Raw genomic sequence first — 22,342 nt, forward strand, 5'->3', positions numbered from 1 at the left:
AAGTTTATCGTGCTTTCGACACGAACTCGAGTGCCAGCTTTGTGTTTTCAGCTAATTGATCAGTATTTTTTGGATCGATTAGTTTGCTGCCCATACCAACAGCACATACTCCTGACTTGAACCATGCTTTTAAATTTTCCATTTCGATTTCTACACCCCCCGTAGGCATAAATTTTTGACCCTTAAAGAGATCGCGTATAGATGACATAAAGGCTGGCCCCAAGATATTTGCCGGAAACAATTTGATGAGTGCGGCTTTTTGCTGTTGAGCAGTATAAATCTCAGTCGGTGTCATACAACCCGGAATCCAAAGTTTATCTTGTTCATGTACGAGTGCTCCAACAGCAGGATTGACCAGTGGTGCAACGATAAAATCTGCACCGATTTGGAGAAATTGTGTTGCGTCTTCGACGGATTTAATGGTACCTATACCCAGATAAAGATCTGGCATCTCAAGGTCTCTCACGGCGAGCAAGCTTTCGAATACACTTAGTGCTTCAGGCCCACGGTTCGTAAATTCAAAAACACGTATGCCTGCTTGATATAAAGTGCGGAGAATATCAATGCTCTCTTCTTTATCATGATGGAAGAACAAAGGGAGCATCCCCTGTTCAATAATCTTTTCTAATACTTTCTCTTTCAAACTCATGCTATCATTCTATTTTTTATATCTTCAACAGTACTTGTTGTGGCATCGCTGGGAATAAACAGTTTGTCAAATGCAGCGAGTGTTGCAAACTCCAGGGTCTCCGTTGGCGAAAGGTTGGAATACAAGCCATAGATCAGGCCCGCCATAAAACAGTCTCCACTACCTACTTTATCCAAAATCTCTGCCGAGCGGAATTCCGATGATTCAATTAAATTACCCTGATTAAATAGGGTGGTATAATATTTTATTCCTTTGGATTCATAGTCGAATCGGAAGGTATTGGCAACATATTGACACAGCGGGTTGTTCGCTATGATCTCCTTGCTTGTTTGCTCTGCTTGCCGTAATAATTCCTCTTCTTCGTATCCCGCTGACTGTGTGATGAACTTACTGTCGAGCTGCGTGCCAAGCATTTGATGTGCAGCCCAGATGTTGCCCATAATTAGATTACAGTGTTTTGCGATCTCTGGCATAATGTCTTTGGGATCCTTACCATATTTCCAGAGCTTTGAACGATAATTAAGATCTAAAGACACAAAAATCCCTTTTTCTTGCGCCACATTAACAGCTTCAAGGCAGAGGTCGGCAATGTCTGCACTGATCGCAGGACAGATCGCAGAGAAATGGAACCATTGAACATCCGAAAATGCCTGATCCCAGTCTATACTGCCTACTTTTAGGCTAGCAAATGAGGAGTTGGCCCGGTCATAGATTACACCTGCGTTTTTCAGGTCTTTTCCTTTAGGTAGGTAATAAATTCCTAGCCTATCTCCTGTCCATTGCATGGGAGAGGTGTCTATATTTTTTCGTTTTAAATAGAGATCAATTGCTTCACAGATTGCATTTTGAGGAATGGCTGATAGATAAGACGATGGCACTCCCCAAAGTGCCAATGCCGTAGCCACATTTAATTCTGCTCCTCCGATATAAAAAGGTAGTTGATGCTGTTCAATCCAATCCTGCTCGATGTCTGGACAGATCCGCAGTAACAATTCGCCGAAACTTAATACTTTACCTTGCATTTTCATTAAAAATCAAAATATTCTTTTGCATTATTATAGCTGATATCCTGTACAATTTTTCCCACCCACTGGGTATCATTCGGGATCTCACCATTTTCGATATCCTGTCCGAAGATGTTACAGAGTAATCGCCTAAAATATTCATGCCGTGGAAAGGAAAGGAAGCTTCTAGAATCAGTCAACATACCAACAAATCGACTTAACAGGCCCATATTTGATAAGGTATTGATCTGTTTTGTCATGCCATCTTTTTGATCCAAAAACCACCAAGCTGAACCAAACTGTATTTTCCCTTTTACAGAACCATCATTGAAATTCCCGATCATTGTCGCAAAGAGTTCATTGTCTGCCGGATTCAGATTATATAAGATTGTCTTGGTCAGTTTATTCTCATTATCTAATTTATTCAAAAATTTTGACAAAGCGCGTCCCTGACTGAAATCACCGATTGAGTCCCAGCCCGTATCTGGGCCGATCAAACGGTGCATGCGGGCATTGTTGTTGCGCAGTGGGCCAATATGATACTGTTGTACCCAGCCCTTTTCATAATCCCATTCGGCAAAATAGATCAACATGGCCGATTTGAATTTTAGATTCTCGATAGGACTAATTTCTTTTTTACTTCTGATCTTATCGAATATATCCTTAATCTCCTGTTCCGTATAATCCTCCGCATAAATTTGCTCTAACCCGTGGTCAGAAACCTTACAACCATTGGCAGCGAAGAAATCATGTCTCGATTTCAATGCATTCAGGTAGTCTTGCAAATCACTGATTTGCCGATTGCTTACTCTTTCAAGTTCGTCAATATACTGATTGAGCGCTACGATGTTGTCCGTATTCATGGCTTTATCTGGACGGAATGCCGGAAGCATTTTGAAAGATTCCTTTTCTTGGGCAAACTGTTGATGATATTGGAGACTATCGATCGGGTCATCAGTTGTACAGACGACCTCTACATTCATCATCCGAAGCAGCCCGCGTACGGAATGACTGTCTTGTTGTAGTTTGGCTTGAGTGTCTGCATATATTTGGGATGCGGTTTTGGGAGAAAGCAAATCCGTTATACCAAAATAGCGTTGCAGCTCAAGATGGGTCCAATGGTGAAGCGGATTCCGTAATGTATAAGGAACAGTTTCGGCCCATTTGATGAATTTTTCTTCATCCGATGCATCTCCAGTAATATAGCGCTCATTGACCCCATTTGCCCGCATAGCCCGCCACTTGTAATGGTCTCCATGAAGCCAGGCTTGACTGATGTTGTCAAACTTGATATCGTTAGCTATTTGCTCTGGAATCAGGTGGTTATGGTAATCAATGATGGGTAGATTTTTTGAATAATTGTGGTACAGCTCTTCTGCTGTTTTGTTGTTTAATAAAAAATTATCGTCTAAAAAAGCTTTCATATATATAATTTATAAGCTTGTATTCCATTTTACTACAGTACCGTTTTTGCGATTACAAAGCATCATAACTTTCGCTGTTGAAGCGAAAGGAAAGAAAAATTGTAAAAGAGTTGAAAGTTTGGTCGTCCGCATTTCAAACTGTTTAATTGGTCAATGAAATTACCAATATTAAAGCCTTAGTTAAAGGAAATTGATTAAAATAAATGCGCAAACGTTATCGGGGATTGTATTTGGGATCCAATTATTTTAGATGTGCTTCCCGATTTATCTGAAATCAGGCAGAATGGTTATATTTGCTCATCAAATTTCTAAACATGGACATTCAATCGCTATATCAGATTTATAAACAGTATCCAAATATTACAACAGATACGCGTAAAATTGAGAAGGATAGTATATTCTTTGCACTGAAAGGCGCAAATTTTAACGGAAATACCTTTGCGGAACAGGCTCTTGAAATCGGAGCGAAGTATGTTGTCATTGATGAGGAAATTTATAAAAAAGGGGAACAGTATATCTTGGTTGAAGATGTGTTGACAACACTGCAAGGGCTGGCAAATCATCATCGGAAACGGCTAAATATTCCCGTTATCGGTGTAACAGGAACGAATGGAAAGACAACAACAAAGGAATTATTATATTCGGTTGTCTCTCAGAAATATAAGACATATGCCACAAAGGGGAACCTAAATAATCATATTGGTGTTCCTTTGACCTTGTTGGCCATTGATGCAACTGTGGAAGTTGCCATTATAGAAATGGGGGCAAATCATCTCGGAGAAATAGCCTTTTTATGCGCCATCGCTGAACCAACACATGGACTGATCTCCAATGTGGGTAAGGCACATCTGGAGGGATTTGGTTCTTTTGAAGGTGTTAAGAAAACTAAAGGGGAATTATACGATTGGCTTCAGGATCATCAAGGAACACTTTTTTTGCAGGGGGATAACCCACATCTTGGCGAAATGGCTGCAGCTCGTCAAATTGCTGAAATTGTGACTTATGGATTTTCTGAGAGTAATGATGTCATCGGTAAATTGATGAAAGCAAACCCGTTGTTGCAGATTTCCTGGAAGACAAAAGAAGATCCGCAGACCTATGTGATCGATACGCAACTTACAGGTTCATACAATACAGAAAACTTTTTAGCCGCTATTGCAGTGGGCCTACATTTCAATATCTCTCCACAGGAGATCAATTCGGGTATCGAAGGTTATACACCGACTAACAATCGCTCGCAGATCATGAAGACAGCTCAAAATACAGTGATCTGTGATTACTATAATGCCAATGCAACGAGTATGGCTGCTGCTCTGGATAATATTCGGATTATTGAGGCCGATAAGAAGGCGGTTATCTTGGGGGATATGTTTGAACTTGGAGCCGAATCTTTTGAAGAACATCGGAAAATCGTGGATAATGTAAAGAGTATGTTCGCTGATCGTAAGATCTTTGTCGGAAAGGCATTTTTTGAACATAGAAATGATGATGCCGAGTTTTATGAAACGACAATAGAAGCGAAGACTGCCTTGCAAGAAAAACCGATTATCGGAGCTACCGTATTATTAAAAGCTTCCCGTGGTATGGCTTTTGAAAATCTGATAGACATACTGTAGGTTCCTTTTATTTTTCTTAGGGTCAACCAGGTATCAAGGTTGGACTTTATCCGACCTATCAGCGCAACGTTTTCATGCTGAGCGCACTTGAAAAGGTGGACTTAATGCGGAGTTGATGTGGGCTCAAGGTGCTAAGTTAAATCTAAAAGCGGCTTAAGTTTTGTCATGTGAGGATTAAATATTGACGAAAATGAGCAAAATAGTCCTTCGGGGAAATGTAGCTCATTTGGAAAAATGTACCTTTGTATCGTATAATGGACAAAAGACGTTTTTTTTTAGAAATAGCCTACTTTGGGCAATCATATCATGGCTGGCAGGTTCAAAACAATGCGATTTCTGTACAGGAAGTACTGAATGGTGCTTTGGAGACCCTGTTACGGGAGCCTATCGAGACTATTGGAGCAGGAAGAACAGATACCGGTGTACATGCAAAGCAATTGTATGCTCATTTTGATGCAGCTCCTGTAGGGATATTAGCCAAACCAGAGCGTTTTATTCATTCACTTAATGCCCTATTACCTTTTGATGTTGCGGTTAAAAGATTGATTGAAGTTGCCGATGATGCACATGCCCGATTCGATGCGACGCATAGATCTTATGAGTACCACCTTCATTTCCATAAGGATCCATTTATCTATCCCTATTCTTGTTTCATGCGCGACCGTCCTGATGTCGATAAAATGAACGAAGCTGCCCGGTTTTTGTTGGGTAGGCAAGATTTTGAATGTTTTAGCAAGTCTCATACGCAAGTCTTTACAAATATTTGTGATATTCGTAGAGCAGAATGGTTATGGCATAACGAGCATGATCTCGTTTTTCATATTACCGCTGATCGTTTTTTGCGCAATATGGTTCGTGCAATTGTAGGAACTTCGTTGGAGATCGGACTGAAGGGTAAACCAACGTCCTTTATGCAAGAAGTGATCAAGAGCAAAAGTCGTGGCAAGGCAGGTGTTTCTGTCCCTGCGCATGGATTGTATTTAACAGAAGTTGCATACCCTTATATATAAATATTAACGTGAGTCAAGATAAAATAACAGGTAAAACATACGATGTCAATTTGTTGCGGCGCATGAGTCGCTATATGCGACCCTATCATGTTGCATTTTGGATATCGGTCGTTTTAACCATACTATTGGCGGCTGTAGCTCCTGCCCTACCTATGCTCATCCAGCATACTTTGGACAATTATATCTTGAATTTTGACACTGGCGGATTGTCTTATATGCTGATTGCGATGCTGGCATTGGTCATCGTGCAGACCTTAATCCGTTATTATCATACCCTGATGACAAATACCCTGGGGCAGTCTGTTATCAAGGATATTCGCATCCAGGTCTTTAATCATATTGTGCAGTTACGTCTTAAGTATTTTGATCGGACAGCCTTAGGAAAGCTAATTACACGGACGATATCTGATCTGGAAACACTTTCCAATATCTTCTCTGAGGGATTGATTCAAATTATTGGTGATCTATTGCAATTGGCCGTGATATTGGGGGTCATGTTCTATTCGGATTGGAAATTGACACTGATCGTGCTTATTCCTATGCCTTTGATGGTCGCCGCAACCTATGTATTTAAAGAAGCGATGAAAGCCGCCTTTATAGATGTCAGGAAATGGGTGTCTAATTTAAATACGTTTTTGCAGGAACATATCACAGGAGTTGGGATTATCCAATATTTTGCACGCGAAAAGCAGGAGATGGATAAATTTAAGGAGATCAATGCACAGCATAGGAATGCTCATATCCGTACGAACTGGTACTTCTCTATCTTTTTCCCTGTTCTGGAAATCATCATGGCTATTTCACTTGGTCTGTTGGTCTGGTTTGGAGCAAAACAGATTATGGGTGACGTGATTTCACCGGGTGTGGTCGTTGCCTTTATCATGTATATCAACATGATTTTTCGGCCTATTCGTGAGCTTATCGATAAATTCAATACACTTCAAATGGGTATGGTTAGTGCTGAACGTATTTTTGAGGTTCTGGATACAGACGAGATGACGCCTAATTTGGGTACTTTGAAACCTGATCATATCAAAGGAGAAATTGCTTTTAAGCATGTTTGGTTTGCCTACAACGATGAGAATTGGGTGTTAAGAGATGTGAATTTTAGCGTACAACCTGGTGAAACATTGGCTTTAGTTGGAGCTACTGGAGCCGGAAAATCATCGACTATTAACATCCTAAGCCGATTTTACGAAGTAAATAAGGGTGAGATCTTACTAGATGGTGTAAATATTCGCGATTATGATCTTGATTATTTAAGAAATACCATTGCAACGGTATTACAAGATGTGTTTCTGTTCTCAGATACTGTCATCAATAATATTACATTAGGAGATCCTTCAATTTCGAGGGAACAGGTCATCGAGGCAGCGAAAGAAGTAGGAGCACATGATTTTATTATGCGACTTCCGGGTGGATACGATTATGATGTCAGGGAAAGGGGAGCTACACTGTCAGCAGGGCAGGCGCAATTAATTTCCTTTATTCGGGCATTGGTACATGATCCGAGAATTCTGGTCTTGGATGAAGCGACTTCTTCCGTTGATACTGAAACAGAGGAAATGATCCAGAGCGCAATTGACAATTTAATGCGGGGACGGACATCCATTGTCATTGCCCACCGCTTGTCCACCATTCAAAAGGCAGACAAGATCATCGTATTGGATAAAGGTGAAATTAAGGAAATCGGAACACATCAAGAGCTTTTGTCTTTTGATGGTTATTATAAAAAGCTATACGATCTACAGTTCCATTCCGCAGGAATTTAGTCGTTAAACGACACTCTCTTTGGGGATGGTTTCTTCGTCTTCAATATGTGTATTCGCTTTGATTTCTGATCCTCGACCTACGAGTACATTGGCTCCAATGGAGACATTTGGTCCAACGTTCACAAAGTCCTCAATGATGGTGTTGCTTTCAATGACCGCCGAACCCGAAATGATACAATGATTGCCAATCTGTACATCTGGGGCTATCGTTGCTCCGGGAAGAATGATACAACCTTCGCCGATTTCAGCTCTTTTTGAAACATAGGCGTTAGGGTGGATTAAGGATTGAAAATTCCATTCTGGATTTTCAGAGACAATTCTTTCGCGGAGCCCAGGGTTTTTAACGGCAACAAAGAAATTTTCTGCAGCATCTTTAACCTGATGATGGAGTTGGACCTCATAGTCAAATACATCCTCTATCAACAAAGATTTGTCAATAAGGCCACCGATTTCGATATCTAAATCCTCTGCAACATCTACCGCAGTTTTTGCATGTGCTGTTGCTCCATATATGTATAGCATGATCTTTTAAATTTGTGCAAAGATAGTGCTTTCTGAAAAGAACTCCATGAGGTAGCTCGGATCAATAGTGGAATAGTGAATCGGGACAGGTATTGGATTAGCACACAGTATAGTGGAGTTTCTGCTGTCGTAAGGAATGAGTCTGGAGTAAATACAAGTGACATAAAGATCATAGGACATGTTTTATCTACCAAAAGTTGCAACAAAATAGCCCTTTCGATTGTTCTGATTTCTAAATAGAAAGAAAGCTTATTATATTTGTTGATATACAAAAATTAAAATATGATTCAACGTATCCAAACTGTTTATTTATTAGTGGCAGGATTAGTTATATTCGGCTTGTTTTTATTCCCTTATGTAAATTACAGTGATTTAGTCGGTTTGGGAAAGAATGTGAAGGTGACGGGTGTTTATGGTGTTGCTGCTGGGCAGCCGGTGCATGAAGGTGGTTTTGGTTATATCCTACAAACCATCGTTACAGCCCTATTGGGATTGCTCCCGATCTTCACGATCTTCAAATTTAAACAGCGTAAGGTACAGCTTCTGCTGATATGGGTGGAGATTGTTGCGATTATCTTTTTCGCGATTTGGCTTTACTCTTCAGCAAGTACACATCTCACTACCGTTAATCAATTTTTGGGAGCAGGTAATATTGGGGTAGGTTTCTTTTTATTGCCGATATCAATTATTTTCTGTGCACTAGCATTAGGTGGAGTGCGACGGGATGAAAAATTGATTCGCTCAGCTGATCGTTTGCGCGCATAATTTTATTTAAATAGATTTTTAATATGGAAAGCCACGGTTAGCGTGGCTTTTTAAATAGTATAATATATGAAAGTATTTTTTCGTTGCGCTGCCACCCTGCTTTTTCTTTGCTTTGTAGGCGGTAGCATAAAGGCCCAGTCGGCAGATTCGTTGCTGGTGGTTGATGATATTCAGTTTGATGTAAAGGAATATCATGTTGATAAGACTACAAATGAGTTGATTATTAATTTGTTCGCAATATCCTATAGTAAAGATCCTCGGGAGTTTAAAATGAATACATTCTCCACACAGATTTTGGATCAGAAGAAACAGCCTCACTTTTTCTCTTCGATTCAGATGGGAAATGTCCAGATAAGATTTGAGGACAAACAGAACTATTTGCATTACTTGCTTGAGGAGGATAAACCTGTAGATATTCAGGTAATCGTGAAAGACTGGAAGAAGACAGATAAACCCAATAGTATTAAGCTTGTTTTTGAGAGTAGTGAGGAGGAAGGTAAATTTTTGGATGTCCCTATTTTGCTGAATAAATAGTTGATCGGAGCGGTTAAAGGTTAAAATAGAAAAAGCGCTGTAATCTTCATAGATCACAGCGCTTTTTTTAGTCTTTAGCAATTTGCCTCAACCTATCGGTTGTATCGGATTTGTTGTTTGTCCAGCATGCCCATCTGATCTTTCATCATTTTGATCTGGTCAGCCAACAATTTATTCTTGTCTGCTTTTTTTGCTTCTTGAAGTAGTTTTTCTGCTTCGCGCTTATTGCGTTTTGCCATGGCAACACCCGCTAAGCTCAATTTTGCCAATGCAATATTGTGGTCCATGTGGAGCCCAAGCGCCAGTGCTTTTTTGAAATATTTTTCCGATTGCATCGGAGCACGTTGAGATTCAATCAATCCAATCAACATATTGTAATAACCGTGTTGTTGTGGGATCAATTGTTTTTCATAATTCGTGATTTTCCTCAACCATTTTTCGGCGCTAGCCATATCTTGTTTGCGCATATACCATTGCGCGATGAGCATGTATTCATGAAAAAATACAGTGACAAAACCTAGGATAGTGATCAAGATGCCTAGAATTCCCCATCCCCAATTTCCAGTCCAAAATAAGGCAACTGTTCCAATCAGCAATGCACTGCAAATGATGATTCTAACGAGATTTGACATAAATCTTTGTTTAAAAAATATTTGTGTTCAATTTAATTCTGCAAATATCCGTTAATTTCGTCGTTTAAGCAACTCGTTCAAGTGGTTATTTTGTAAAATTATGTTTTTAACGTAGATGATGACTACCAAAGATCCCTTAGGGTAGCCGATCATGCTGCCGTTATAAATGCTTTGTGAACAGATGCAAGTGAAAAAATTTGTCATTACCTACAACTTTATCTAAGTTTGGTTTATGGAAAAGCTATATGATGATTCTTGGGCATCGGTGCTGAAACCTTTGTTCAGTCAGCCCTATATGAAACAATTGTCTGCCTTTGTGCAAGAGGAACGTCAGCGGACAAAGGTGTTTCCGCCTGCTGATCTGGTGATGAATGCTTTTAAGCTTACACCGATCCAAGATGTTAAGGTCGTTATTCTGGGACAGGATCCGTATCATAACGATGGTCAGGCACATGGTTTGTCTTTTTCTGTGCCAGAAGGGATTGCTTTACCTCCCTCGCTAAAAAATATTTTTAAGGAATTACAAGACGATATTGAAGGATTTGTAGAACCTCGCTCTGGAGATCTGACGTCCTGGGCCAAACAGGGGGTATTATTACTCAATGCAACGTTGACTGTGCAGGCACATTTAGCCGGATCACATCAAAAAAGGGGTTGGGAAGTTTTTACTGATAGTATCATACATGCTATTTCGGAACAGTGTGAGCATGTGGTTTTTCTGCTTTGGGGGAGCTATGCGCAGAAGAAGAGTGTATTAATTGATGCCCGGAGACATCTTATTTTGACATCGGTGCATCCGTCACCACTTTCTGTGTATAGGGGTTTTTTTGGGAGCAAACACTTTTCAAAGGCAAATAAATATTTGGTGGAACATGGTAAGGCTCCGATTGACTGGCGCTTGTCTTAGGGCTGTTATTATTTTTTAGAAAACATCATCCATGTTTCGTTGATACGTATTGTGGCGTGAACTTGAGTGAGTAAGACTATGAGCCTTTGGTGCCCGGATGATGTTTTCATAAATATTTTTTTAGTATTCCAATGGAATGATCGGTTCCTTTTTACTGGTAGACATGATCATCATTGTCTGGAATGTTTTTACAAATGGAATCTTGGCAATCTTCTCCATGATAACGCCTTCATAGGCCTTTATATCTTTCACATAGACTTTGAGGATAAAGTCGCAATTTCCGGTGACGTGATGACATTCGGTGACCTCAGGGATCATTTTTACGGCAGCAACAAATTCGGGAATTGCATTGTGTGTATGGAAGTCCAATGAGATCTGTATAAAGGATTTGATACCAAGTCCTAGTTTTTCTTCGTCAACAAAAGCATGATAACTCTTGATGAAGCCCGAATTTTCAAGTTTTCTTACACGTTCCAACGTTGGTGCAGGAGAAAGCCCAATACTTGATGCTAATTGCAAATTGGTAATGCGGCCATTCTCTTGTAATAGCTTAAGAATTTTTAAATCTGTTTTGTCTGGTGCAAACGGCATATCTTAGAGTCTTAATAATCAATAGTATTTGTAAATATACAAAATTATATTTGGAAATTTAAAAATATACAAAATTATTGATGATTAATAGATTTTGACTATATGATTCAGTCTATATTATAAGTTTAATTGATTTAAAATCATTTGACTGTCATAATCGTTTGAAATGTGCGCATTTCAATGAAATGGAGTGATAAATGTCATTTTTTTATTAAAAATACCTGTTTGAGGGTACATAAAATGTATTTTATTGGCTTTGAAATTGTAACTTTGCAGTTCGATAGTTGCGGAGGCTAGACCCCTCCCGAATTAGTTAAACCGTGAGAGCGCAATATGAGTACTAAAGACGACGATTTATTAAAAGAGCTGGAGCTCGAAGAATATAAATACGGGTTCACGACAGATATCGAAATGGAAATTGCTGCCAAAGGCCTTACAGAGGATACGGTGCGTTTTATTTCGGCAAAAAAGAATGAACCTGAATGGTTATTGGAGTGGAGATTGAAAGCTTTTCGTCATTTTTTGACGTTAAAGATGCCTACTTGGCAAAATTTCAGAGCTCCAGAGATTGATTTTCAAGATCTATCTTATTATGCTGCCCCTAAAGCAAAACCACAAGTAAATTCCATGGATGAAGTTGATCCTGAGTTGATTGCTACTTTTGAAAAGTTGGGTATTCCTTTGGATGAGCAAAAGATTTTGGCAGGTGTGGTTGCTGTCGATGCTGTTTTTGATTCTGTATCGGTAAAAACAACTTTTCGCGAGAAACTGAAAGAACAAGGAGTAATCTTCTGTTCATTTGGTGAGGCTGTGCAAGAACATCCTGATCTCGTCAAGAAATACTTGGGAACAGTAGTTCCTCAAACAGATAATATCTACGCGGCATTAAACTCTGCTGTTTTTTCAGATGGATCATTTGTCTATGTTCCAAAAGGAGTGCGGTGTCCAATGGAGTTATCAACTTACTTCCGTATTAATGCGCAAAATACAGGTCAGTTCGAACGTACATTAATCGTTGCGGATGAAGGCGCTTATGTGTCCTATCTGGAAGGTTGTACTGCACCGATGCGTGATGAAAATCAACTGCATGCTGCTGTGGTGGAATTGATCGCTGAACGTGACGCGGAGATTAAATACTCTACTGTGCAGAACTGGTATCCTGGTGACAAAGATGGTAAAGGTGGTATTTTTAACTTTGTGACGAAACGTGGTATTTGTAGAGGGGATAACAGCAAGATTTCGTGGACTCAGGTAGAGACTGGATCTGCAATTACCTGGAAGTATCCGGGGGTAATTCTAAAAGGAGATAATTCAATCGGTGAATTTTATTCCGTTGCGATGACCCGTAACTACCAAGTTGCTGATACTGGTACAAAAATGATCCACTTAGGTAAAAACACGAAGTCTAAAATTGTTTCAAAAGGAATTTCTGCTGGAAAAAGCCATAATAGCTACAGAGGTTTGGTGAAAATCGGACCTAATGCAGATAACTCCCGAAACTTTACCCAATGTGATTCCTTATTGATCGGTGATAGATGTGGTGCACATACTTTCCCATATATCGAAAACCGGAATAAGACAGCAAAATTAGAGCACGAAGCAACTACGTCAAAAATTGGTGAGGATCAAGTGTTTTATTTGAACCAACGTGGTATAGACTCTGAAAAAGCGGTGGGATTAATTGTTAATGGTTATGCCAAAGAGGTGTTAAATCAGCTGCCAATGGAATTTGCTGTTGAGGCACAGAAATTATTGGCGATTTCTTTAGAAGGTTCAGTAGGATAGATAAAAAATAATTGAACAAGCTAGCTAATACTGGCCTATCGTTCAATACTCAATAAGAATAAAATGTTAAGCATTAAAAATTTACATGCGTCTGTAGAAGACAAACAAATATTAAAGGGATTAAACCTAGAAGTTAAAGCAGGGGAAGTCCACGCTATTATGGGACCTAATGGAGCTGGAAAAAGTACTTTAGGTAATGTATTGGCTGGACGTGAATCATACGAAGTGAGTGAAGGTTCTGCTTTATTGGATGGGGTGGATCTATTGGATCTTTCTCCAGAAGACCGTGCCCGTGAGGGTCTGTTCCTGGCATTCCAGTACCCTGTTGAAATCCCTGGTGTATCGAATATCAATTTCCTGAAAACAGCAGTGAATGATATCCGTGAATATAAAGGTTTGCCTCCGATGGAAGCGAAAGAGTTCTTACAAATGGTAAAAGACAAGCAAAAGCTGGTTGAATTTTCAGCCAACTTAGCTAACCGTTCGTTGAATGAAGGATTCTCTGGTGGTGAGAAAAAACGTAACGAGATTTTTCAATTGGCGATGTTGAATCCTAAATTGTCAATTTTGGATGAGACAGATTCAGGCTTGGATATCGATGCACTTCGCATTGTTGCAAATGGTGTGAACGAGTTGCGTTCTAAAGACAATGCTTTTATTGTCATCACACACTACCAACGTTTATTGGATTATATCATTCCAGATTTTGTTCACGTATTATACAATGGTCGTATCGTGAAATCAGGCCCTAAAGAATTAGCTTTAGAGCTGGAAGAAAAAGGATACGATTGGTTAAAAGAATATGATACACAAAACGCTTAATCTTTTACACCGGTAAAATAGGAGTGGAAGAGAATTTTGGCGATTTGATTAAAAAATAACATGAGTACATTAGTTTCAGAATCATTACTTCAACAAGTGTTGGGAGCTTTTAAAGAGCAAGGTGTTTCAGACGAACCTGCTTTCTTTACAGAGGCACGTCAACAAGCATTCGAACGTTTCGAAGCAGCAGGCTTTCCCACAGTTAAGAATGAAGAATGGAAATATACAAACATCCACAGTATTATCAATAAGCCCTATGCGCTTGATGTAGATGTGGATATCGAGGGCTTGGATTTTAGTGCGGGAGAGATCCCAAATTTGGATGCGTACCGTATTATTCTGGTTAATGGCCAGTATGTATTGGCAGTGAGCGATCTGGAAAAGGTAAAAGGACTTGTTGTTATTCCAATGGATGACGCTGTTGCTGAGCCTGCATTTCAAGCGCATTTTGCGAAGTACGCCGATAAATCTGATAATATCATGGTGGCGCTTAACACAGCTGCTTTTACCAATGGTGTATTCATCCATTTGAAAAAAGGTGTTGTACTTGATAAGCCTATACAGATTATTCACGTCGCTACAGGAACAGAAGATTTCTTTGCACAAACACGGAATTTGGTTGTTGTTGAAGCTAATGCTGAACTTGAATTGATCGAAAGCTTTATCACTGCAGATGGTGCCGCAAGCAATGTGCATAATAAAGTTTCAGAGATTGTCGTAAAAGAGAATGCTAAAGTTCAACATTACTATCTTCAAGTGGCTCAATCTGTAAGCCGTTACTTTAATCATACGGAAGTATACCAAGAGAAATACAGTCTTTACAATAACTACAACTGTAATTTCCCAGGTGCATCTTTTATCCGTAACAATATTAATGTGCGTCTGGATGCAGAAAATGTAGAAAGTCATTTGTACGGTATTAATCTGACCGCAGGAGATCAATTGGTCGATAATCACACTGTCGTAGATCATCTTAAACCACATTGTGAATCATACGAATGGTATAAAAATATCACACAAGATAAATCTACAGCTGTTTTTAACGGAAAAATCTTTGTTCGAGAGGATGCACAAAAAACCAATGCTTTCCAACAGAACAATAATATGTTGATGTCCGATAGTTCAGCGGTTTATACAAAGCCCCAACTGGAGATTTTTGCAGATGATGTGAAATGTTCACATGGATGTACGATCGGTCAGTTTGATAATGAAGCTTTGTTTTATTTGAGAGCACGTGGAATTGGTGAGGAGTCAGCACGTATTCTTCTCGTACATGCATTCGCATTTGACGTAACAACTCGTTTTTCAAATGAGGTTGTTCGGAGATATGTGGAAGAATTGGTGGAAGAAAGTTTAAGAACGAACTAAACAAAATCACACAAACTATAACATGATAAGGCGTTTACTAATTCGGTAAACGCCTTATTTTTTTATAAATATTCCTTTTTTTTGGCCTTTTTCTTTTACTTTTGTAGTGCTATGTACATGTCTTTATATACAACTTACGCTTATAAACCTTGGGTTTTATAGCTCATTTACGTTTTTAAAATCTTAATAGAACGCATCCGTTCGCGAAACGAATGGTTTGTTTCATACTGAGATATCAAAAAGTCATCTTTAACTGATTTGATATTCAGGAAAGAACTTCCTTCTATTTTTTTTCGCGGGTCTAGCATACGTAATAAACGTTTTATTTTAATGTGTTGGTCATTCTTGATCATACACCTGTTGTATTTTATATAAAATTTTATGGAAAAAAATAACTGGTTTCGTACCTATAGTTATATATGGACTGGGCAATTTATCTCTTTGCTGTCTAGTTCAGCTGTCAACTTTTCGATCATGATATGGTTGAGTTTGACGCATAAGTCTGCTGAAATATTGGCTTTTGCTGCTATCGCAGGATTATTACCGCAAGCGATCATCGGGCCATTTGCTGGTGTTTATATTGATCGATGGGATAGAAAGAAAGTCATGATCTTTGCAGATGGCTTTATCGCACTCTGTACATTAGGAATGACCTTTGTACTCAAGAGTGATGGTACCAATATGTTTCTGATTTATCTGTTAATGGCCTGTCGTTCGATCGGTTCAGCATTTCACTCGCCAGCCATGCAGGCAATTGCGCCACTTCTCGTTCCGGAAGACAAATTATTACGTGTTTCAGGTATTAATCAGATGCTACAGTCAGTAAGTAGTATTGCTGGTCCTGCATTGGGAACATTGGCTATTAGCTATTTTCCTATTTCGAGTGTCTTGTACCTGGATGTCATCGGTGCCGCAGTAGCTATTACATCTTTACTTTTTGTGACTATCCCACACCTGTCCCGTTCTGATGTGAAACCTTCTATTGCTGCTGTTTTGGATGATCTTAAACAGGGAATGCGTGCTATCTATCATAATAAAGGACTAAAAATGTTGTTCCTATATGCCATGGTGGCGACTTTCTGTATTATGCCTGTTGCCATTATGTTTCCCTTGCTGACAATTGGTCATTATAGCGGTGGCAAGTGGGAGATGAGTATTATTGAGATTATTTGGGGGATTGGTATGCTTGTTGGAGGCAGTTTCTTGGGACTTGCAAAAGTATCCCTATCAAAAGTAGTATTAGTGAACAGCATGCATATTGTATTGGGGATAACCTTTGCGCTATCGGGTTGGTTTCCCTCGACCTGGTTTATTCCATTTGTCATCATGACAGGTTTAGGTGGAGTCTCAATGTCTATCTTCTCGGCATCATTTATGACAATTATTCAAGAGCAAGTTCCAGTAGAAATGTTGGGGCGTGTTTTCTCGCTTTATTTTAGCATAGCCATTTTACCGAGTATGATAGGACTTCTTTTTACAGGCTTTATCGCAGACGCAATCGGAGTGGCAACAGCTTTTATTATTGCTGGTCTTATTGTTGTATTGGTCGGACTGCTGTCTTTTTTCAATGTATCAATTATGAGTTTAGGACACACGGAAAAGTAAGTTGAGCACAAATAAAAAACGCTTCCAAATTTTGGAAGCGTTTTTTATTTAGAGCGAAAGACGAGATTCGAACTCGCGACCCCAACCTTGGCAAGGTTGTGCTCTACCAACTGAGCTACTTTCGCGTTGATGCTACAAAAGTAAGGCATTTCTTCTTATTCTGCAAGAGAAAAAGTAAAAAATCTTAACTTAAATCAATTGCATCGACACAATTAATTCCATCTATAGCCGCCGAAATAATACCCCCTGCATAGCCAGCTCCCTCCCCGCAAGGGTAAAGTCCTTTGACCTGAGGATGTTGCAGGTTTTCTTTGTTTCGAGGTATACGTATGGGTGAAGATGTCCTCGATTCTACACCGACTAAAATTGCATCATTTGTATAATACCCTTTCATCTTCTTTCCAAATATTGGTAAGGCACCACGAAGGGCTTCATGCACAAAAGTCGGTAAAACCTCCCTCAAGTCTGCCGAAGATGTCCCAGGTTTGTACGAATTCTCCGGTAGGTCCATCGAGACCCGTCCCTCAACGAAGTCAACCATTCGTTGTGCGGGGGCAACAAGACTTCCTCCACCCACCTCGAAAGCTTTGCGTTCAATTTGCTTCTGAAAATCAAGTAAAGCAAAGGGATCATTTAGGGCATTAGGTACATCTTCGAGGTTGATCTGGATGACGGTGCCTGAATTGGCATGTGGATTATTACGTTTGGAAGGGGACCATCCGTTGACCACGATTTCATCATGGTCTGTTGCACAGGGAGCGATGACGCCACCGGGGCACATACAGAATGAGAATACACCGCGATCATTAACCTGTTCGACCAGACTATAATAGGCTGGAGGTAAATGCTCACTTCTGACTTGGCAATGGTATTGCGCCTGATCGATAATAGCCTGTGGGTGTTCTATGCGGACGCCTAAAGCAAAGGCTTTTGCTTCGACCAGCCAGTTGTTGCGATGAAACAGTTCAAAAATATCCCTTGCGGAGTGGCCAGTGGCCACGATAACATGATCAGCTTTGATTTCCTCCCCACTGGCTAATTTTACACCACGAACCTGACCAAAGGATTCCAAAATATTATCTACACGTTGGTCGAAAAGAAATTCACCGCCAAATTCGATCACACTTTCCCGCATCGCCTCAATAATATGAGGAAGCTTGTTTGTACCGATATGGGGGCGAGCATTCACTAAGATGTCTGTTGTCGCTCCATGAGATACAAAAAGTTTGAGAACTTTGTCTACATCCCCCCTTTTATTGGAGCGAGTATAGAGCTTCCCGTCTGAATAAGTTCCTGCACCACCTTCTCCAAAACAGTAGTTGGATTCAGGGTTTACAACACCTTCGCGATTCAGTTTCGCAAGATCACGTCTTCGGTCCTGTACTTTTTTTCCTCTTTCGATGACAATCGGTCTGAGCCCGCGTTCAATACAGCGAATTGCCGCGAATAAGCCAGCAGGGCCAGCACCAACGATAATGACCGGTTTGCCATCCTGGACAGACTTAAAGTGGTTTTCATAGATCTCCGGTAGCGGGAATTCGTCGATATAATAAATGACCCTTGCCCGATAGACCACCTGCTTACTGCGGGCATCGATAGAACGTTTACGGATTTTATAACCTTTGACCTGTTGTGGTTTCAGTCTTAGGGCTTTTACACCTTGTTGTAGAATATATTGCTCATCTTCGATTTTTTCGGGAAGGATAGCAATCTCAATTTCTTTTTGCATAAGATAAAGGGCTGGGTTTTTATCCCAAAACCGCGACAAAGTTACGGAATATTGGCTGTTTGCCGATTTGGAAATAAAAATATTCTTATCTTAGTAAGAGCTTGGTATATGCTTTGATAGTGTAACCGTATAATTTGAATAGTATTTAATTCTTTGAACAATGAAAATGAAAAGATTTTTAGTAGCCCTATGTGGTTTATTTGCATTAGTGTCATTAAACTCATGTGGTTACAATACGATGGTTTCTCAAGATGAGAACGTCAAAGGGAAATGGGCACAGGTTGAAAATGCGTACCAGCGCCGCGCTGATTTGGTGCCAAACTTGGTGAATACTGTCAAAGGTGCAGCAAAACACGAGGAGAGCACATTGACGGCAGTAGTTGAAGCGAGAGCTAAGGCAACATCTGTTACAATTAATGCAGATGACTTAACAGAAGAGAATATTGCGAAGTTCCAAAAAGTTCAAGATCAATTCAGTGGTTCTTTGAGCCGCCTATTGGCTTCGGTAGAGGCATACCCAGATTTGAAGGCAAATCAAAACTTCTTGGAATTACAGGCTCAATTGGAAGGTACGGAAAACCGTATCTCGACCGAACGCAGATCATATAACGAGGCTGTACAGCAATTTAATACGACTGTACGTAGCTTCCCAAATAATTTAATGGCTGGTATGTTTGGATTTAAAGCCAAAGGAACGTTTACTGCTGCTCCTGGCTCAGACAAAGCGCCCACCGTATCATTCTAATAATACCTTTGTTAGAAATACACGATATAATGGATGATGCGGCTTGCGTATGGGCCCTTCATCCATTTTTTATACAGAATGTTTTATAGGTAAGTGTTTGCCAGAAGGCCTAGTCAGATAGACGAACGCGCCAATGCGAACATAAATGAAGATATATTATGGCTTTAAATGCTGAGGAACAAGAAAGAGTCGTTCATGCCATAAATGTGGCTGAAAACGAGACATCGGGAGAAATCCGTGTTGTGATAGAAAATCATTGTCCCGATGAGGTTCACGATCGTGCAACGTACTATTTTTCCAAATTGGGCATGCATAAAACCGTGCTAAAAAATGGCGTGCTTATTTACATCGCATTGGAGGATCATAAATTTTCTATCATTGGTGATAAGGGTATCAATCAACGGGTGGAAAGCGACTTTTGGAATTGTACCAAAGATCTTATGGTCGAAGAATTCCGTATGGATAAAATTGTTGAAGGCCTCGTGAAGGGAATTGAACATGCGGGCAAACAATTAGCGAAATTCTTTCCTAGGGAACATGATGATATCAATGAACTTCCAAATGATATTGTTTTCGGTGATCGCTAGTCAATAAAAAATAAAACTTATGTCGAAATTATTTTCTCGGGTTCGGATTCCAGTGATGATGATGGTGCTGTGGGCACTGACTTTCATGACTGCAATAGGGCAGGATTTTCCAGAGACACCCAATAAACTGGTCACTGATTATACAAACACATTGACAGCCAGTCAAAAGCAGCAATTGGAGCAAAAGCTGTTGGCATTTGAAGATTCTACTTCCACACAGATTGCCGTTGTTGTGATGAACTCTACCGGAGGGTATGATATCTCAGATTATGCGGTTCGGCTGGCGAAGAAGTGGGGTGTCGGGAACAAAAAATACAGTAATGGTATTTTATTATTGGCGGCATTGGGCGACCGGGCTGTTACCATTCAAACTGGTTACGGGATTGAAGGAGCTGTTCCTGATGCGATAGCCTATCGTATTATTGAGAATGATATCAAGCCGGCATTTCGTCAGGGTGATTATTATGGTGGAGTTGACAAAGCTACGAATTCCCTGATTTCGTATGCAAAAGGAGAATATAAAGCTGATCCTAAACAGCCTAGTGGTGGTGGATCGGGATCAATTATATTTGTCATCATTGTAGTGATTTTTCTTGTTGTGATGTTTTCAAACCGAGGTGGAGGAGGAAAGGGCGGTGGCCGTGTGATGAATGGTCGTGGCTCGTCCGATATTTTCTGGTGGACATTGCTTAATGGTCTTGGTGGTGGCGGTCGAGGCGGTGACGGCGGATTCGGTGGTGGATCTGGAGGTGGATTCGGTGGATTTGGCGGCGGCGATTTCGGTGGCGGTGGTGCTTCGGGACGTTGGTAACAACTTTGCTAAATAATGTTAAATAGCATGTCAGTGCAAAGGAAATGTTTTACATTTATGGGAAGTATATAATTATGAAAAAGGGAATATTAATGGGTTTAAGCTTTTTACCAGCCTTATTGATGGCACAAGAAAGCTATACGGTAACAGGAAAAGTGAATGCAGCTTCTGACAAAGCCAAAGTATTTTTGCAGTATCCTAATAATGGTACACGTCAGTTGGATTCAGCAGCTGTCGTTAAAGGTGAGTTTAAATTCAATGGTCAGGTAGCTTCACCAACTAAAGGTGTAATGATTTATTCTCCTGAAGGACTTTCTTTCGGAGAACTAAGAGGTGCTCAAAAGCAACCTGAAACAGCACAATTGTATTTATCCAAAGGTGTGATCAAGGTTGATGCATCCAAAGGATTTAAAGATGCTTCGGTAACAGGTACAGCAATCAATGATGATTTTACCCAATACAAAACTTTTGTAAAACCTCATACAGATGCATACGAGGCATTAAATCAACAATATTTTGCAGCATCTGAAGCTCAAAAACAAGACCCAAAATTTATTGAGGGATTGCAAAAACAAGCTGGTGAGATTTCTGAAAAGATGGAGAAAGCTGACGCTGAATTTATCAATAAGAACCCAAAAAGCTGGTATACATTGGATCTGCTTGCGGAAAATGTAAGTGGCGAAAATGTGAATGAATATGTAGCTTCATTTGATAAACTGTCTCCGGAATTAAAAAATTCTGAAAAAGGAAAAGAACTGGCAGAACGTATTCAAAAATTGAAAGCTGTTGCCGTAGGTTCTGTAGCTCCGGATTTTACATTGCCTGATACGACCGGTAACAATGTTTCTTTATCTTCGTTGAGAGGAAAATATGTCTTGTTGGATTTCTGGGCAAGCTGGTGTGGTCCTTGTCGTCATGAAAACCCGAATGTTGTTGCGGCATTCAATAAGTTTAAAGATAAAGGATTTACAGTTTTTGGTGTTTCCTTGGACAATCCAGGTAAGAAAGATGCTTGGATGAAAGCGATCCATGATGATAATTTGCAGCAATGGCCGCATGTCTCCGATTTACAAGGTTGGAAATCTGCTCCTGTTAAATTATATGAGGTGCGTGGAATTCCGCAAAACTTCTTAATTGATCCTTCAGGCAAAATTGTCGCTTCAAATCTAAGAGGAGAAGCTTTGGAAGCTAAATTAGCAGAATTGTTGAAATAGTCTGATCTTACAGTCTAAGACTGCGCTATACAAAGACACTTATTTGAAATCTTTTATATATGAGAGATTTCAAATAAGTGTCTTTTTGTTAGGGGCTGTCCTACGTATCTTTTCTTTACCTTTGCTTAAGAAATTGACTTGGGTTTCCCTTTTAAGCTGTTGAGGATCGTATGAATGCTTTGGAAGGATCCGATCAAGCAAGAAACATGAAGGATAAATTTTTCGCGATTGTCGATTTATATCCGTCAAG

General features: G+C 39.9%; 21 protein-coding genes and 1 tRNA gene. 14 read left to right on the forward strand and 8 right to left on the reverse strand.

The genetic code is table 11. The features are described from left to right. Nucleotides 1-4: 4 nt before the first annotated feature. From M2408_RS04250 to uxaC, 3 genes are read right to left on the reverse strand one after another with little or no spacing between them, the layout of a single operon-like run. Nucleotides 5-649 (reverse strand): bifunctional 4-hydroxy-2-oxoglutarate aldolase/2-dehydro-3-deoxy-phosphogluconate aldolase, encoded by a 645-nt coding sequence (locus M2408_RS04250; RefSeq protein WP_259179567.1) that lies wholly within the window; start codon nt 647-649, stop codon nt 5-7. Then, nucleotides 646-1,677, reverse strand: a complete 1,032-nt coding sequence (locus M2408_RS04255) for a sugar kinase (protein WP_259179568.1) — start codon at nt 1,675-1,677, stop codon at nt 646-648. The genes M2408_RS04250 and M2408_RS04255 overlap by 4 nt, the downstream gene beginning before the upstream one ends. Beyond that, complete coding sequence (gene uxaC, locus M2408_RS04260) at nt 1,677-3,077, reverse strand: glucuronate isomerase (RefSeq protein WP_259179570.1); 1,401 nt, start codon at nt 3,075-3,077, stop codon at nt 1,677-1,679. Before uxaC ends, M2408_RS04255 begins: the two co-directional genes overlap by 1 nt. A 314-nt stretch (nt 3,078-3,391) precedes the next feature. Between uxaC and murF the strand changes: the two genes are divergently transcribed. The 3 genes from murF to M2408_RS04275 all read left to right on the forward strand — a co-directional run bounded on the left by murF (nt 3,392) and on the right by M2408_RS04275 (nt 7,475). After that, on the forward strand, nt 3,392-4,693 hold the full coding sequence (gene murF / locus M2408_RS04265) for a UDP-N-acetylmuramoyl-tripeptide--D-alanyl-D-alanine ligase (RefSeq protein WP_259179571.1): 1,302 nt from the start codon (nt 3,392-3,394) through the stop codon (nt 4,691-4,693). A 254-nt stretch (nt 4,694-4,947) separates the two neighbouring features. After that, the gene (gene truA, locus M2408_RS04270; protein WP_259179572.1) at nt 4,948-5,703 is read left to right on the forward strand and encodes a tRNA pseudouridine(38-40) synthase TruA; all 756 of its coding nucleotides are present in this window, start codon (nt 4,948-4,950) and stop codon (nt 5,701-5,703) included. Between the two features lie 8 nt (nt 5,704-5,711). Continuing rightward, nucleotides 5,712-7,475: an ABC transporter ATP-binding protein gene (locus tag M2408_RS04275; RefSeq protein ID WP_120260440.1), complete on the forward strand. Its 1,764-nt coding sequence runs from the start codon at nt 5,712-5,714 to the stop codon at nt 7,473-7,475. Nucleotides 7,476-7,478: 3 nt separating this feature from the next. On the opposite strand, the gene M2408_RS04280 is transcribed toward M2408_RS04275, so the two are convergent. Next, nucleotides 7,479-7,997 (reverse strand): hypothetical protein, encoded by a 519-nt coding sequence (locus M2408_RS04280; protein ID WP_259179578.1) that lies wholly within the window; start codon nt 7,995-7,997, stop codon nt 7,479-7,481. A 282-nt stretch (nt 7,998-8,279) separates the two neighbouring features. On the opposite strand from M2408_RS04280, the gene M2408_RS04285 reads away from it, so the two are divergent. After that, a complete protein-coding gene (locus M2408_RS04285; protein WP_120260439.1) occupies nt 8,280-8,762 on the forward strand; it encodes a DUF4293 domain-containing protein in 483 nt (160 codons plus the stop codon). A 66-nt stretch (nt 8,763-8,828) separates the two neighbouring features. After that, a complete protein-coding gene (locus tag M2408_RS04290) occupies nt 8,829-9,296 on the forward strand; it encodes a hypothetical protein (protein ID WP_259179582.1) in 468 nt (155 codons plus the stop codon). Between the two features lie 92 nt (nt 9,297-9,388). On the opposite strand, the gene M2408_RS04295 is transcribed toward M2408_RS04290, so the two are convergent. Continuing rightward, nucleotides 9,389-9,928, reverse strand: a complete 540-nt coding sequence (locus M2408_RS04295; RefSeq protein WP_077437270.1) for a lipopolysaccharide assembly protein LapB — start codon at nt 9,926-9,928, stop codon at nt 9,389-9,391. Between the two features lie 232 nt (nt 9,929-10,160). Between M2408_RS04295 and ung the strand changes: the two genes are divergently transcribed. Further along, nucleotides 10,161-10,835: a uracil-DNA glycosylase gene (ung, locus tag M2408_RS04300; protein WP_259179584.1), complete on the forward strand. Its 675-nt coding sequence runs from the start codon at nt 10,161-10,163 to the stop codon at nt 10,833-10,835. Nucleotides 10,836-10,955: 120 nt separating this feature from the next. Here ung and M2408_RS04305 read toward each other — a convergent pair whose 3' ends face one another. Further along, nucleotides 10,956-11,426 carry an Lrp/AsnC family transcriptional regulator gene (locus tag M2408_RS04305; RefSeq protein ID WP_028071042.1) on the reverse strand — a complete coding sequence of 157 codons (471 nt, stop codon included), beginning with the start codon at nt 11,424-11,426 and terminating at the stop codon, nt 10,956-10,958. A gap of 333 nt (nt 11,427-11,759) precedes the next feature. Between M2408_RS04305 and sufB the strand changes: the two genes are divergently transcribed. The 4 genes from sufB (at nt 11,760) to M2408_RS04325 (ending at nt 17,006) form a co-directional block, all read left to right on the forward strand. Next, entirely contained in the window at nt 11,760-13,211 is a 1,452-nt protein-coding gene (gene sufB / locus M2408_RS04310; protein WP_259179594.1) for a Fe-S cluster assembly protein SufB, read from the forward strand. 63 nt (nt 13,212-13,274) lie between these two features. Further along, a complete protein-coding gene (gene sufC / locus M2408_RS04315) occupies nt 13,275-14,033 on the forward strand; it encodes a Fe-S cluster assembly ATPase SufC (protein WP_259179596.1) in 759 nt (252 codons plus the stop codon). Between the two features lie 60 nt (nt 14,034-14,093). Beyond that, nucleotides 14,094-15,401: a Fe-S cluster assembly protein SufD gene (gene sufD / locus M2408_RS04320; protein ID WP_259179599.1), complete on the forward strand. Its 1,308-nt coding sequence runs from the start codon at nt 14,094-14,096 to the stop codon at nt 15,399-15,401. Nucleotides 15,402-15,782: 381 nt separating this feature from the next. Further along, entirely contained in the window at nt 15,783-17,006 is a 1,224-nt protein-coding gene (locus tag M2408_RS04325; protein ID WP_259179600.1) for an MFS transporter, read from the forward strand. 52 nt (nt 17,007-17,058) lie between these two features. Here M2408_RS04325 and M2408_RS04330 read toward each other — a convergent pair. Both M2408_RS04330 and M2408_RS04335 read right to left on the reverse strand, forming a co-directional pair. Beyond that, nucleotides 17,059-17,131, reverse strand: a tRNA-Gly gene (locus M2408_RS04330). A gap of 59 nt (nt 17,132-17,190) precedes the next feature. Then, nucleotides 17,191-18,735, reverse strand: a complete 1,545-nt coding sequence (locus tag M2408_RS04335; RefSeq protein ID WP_259179601.1) for an NAD(P)/FAD-dependent oxidoreductase — start codon at nt 18,733-18,735, stop codon at nt 17,191-17,193. A gap of 166 nt (nt 18,736-18,901) precedes the next feature. Between M2408_RS04335 and M2408_RS04340 the strand changes: the two genes are divergently transcribed. The 4 genes from M2408_RS04340 to M2408_RS04355 all read left to right on the forward strand — a co-directional run bounded on the left by M2408_RS04340 (nt 18,902) and on the right by M2408_RS04355 (nt 22,092). Continuing rightward, nucleotides 18,902-19,480, forward strand: a complete 579-nt coding sequence (locus M2408_RS04340) for a LemA family protein (protein ID WP_120260560.1) — start codon at nt 18,902-18,904, stop codon at nt 19,478-19,480. A gap of 158 nt (nt 19,481-19,638) precedes the next feature. Further along, on the forward strand, nt 19,639-20,067 hold the full coding sequence (locus M2408_RS04345) for a TPM domain-containing protein (protein ID WP_310446286.1): 429 nt from the start codon (nt 19,639-19,641) through the stop codon (nt 20,065-20,067). Between the two features lie 19 nt (nt 20,068-20,086). Beyond that, complete coding sequence (locus M2408_RS04350; RefSeq protein WP_409049481.1) at nt 20,087-20,878, forward strand: TPM domain-containing protein; 792 nt, start codon at nt 20,087-20,089, stop codon at nt 20,876-20,878. A 74-nt stretch (nt 20,879-20,952) separates the two neighbouring features. Continuing rightward, on the forward strand, nt 20,953-22,092 hold the full coding sequence (locus tag M2408_RS04355) for a TlpA disulfide reductase family protein (RefSeq protein ID WP_259179603.1): 1,140 nt from the start codon (nt 20,953-20,955) through the stop codon (nt 22,090-22,092). Nucleotides 22,093-22,342: the final 250 nt, after the last annotated feature.

It is taken from the genome of Sphingobacterium sp. BIGb0165 (genome assembly GCF_024810095.1).
In the GTDB taxonomy this organism is placed as follows: domain Bacteria; phylum Bacteroidota; class Bacteroidia; order Sphingobacteriales; family Sphingobacteriaceae; genus Sphingobacterium; species Sphingobacterium detergens.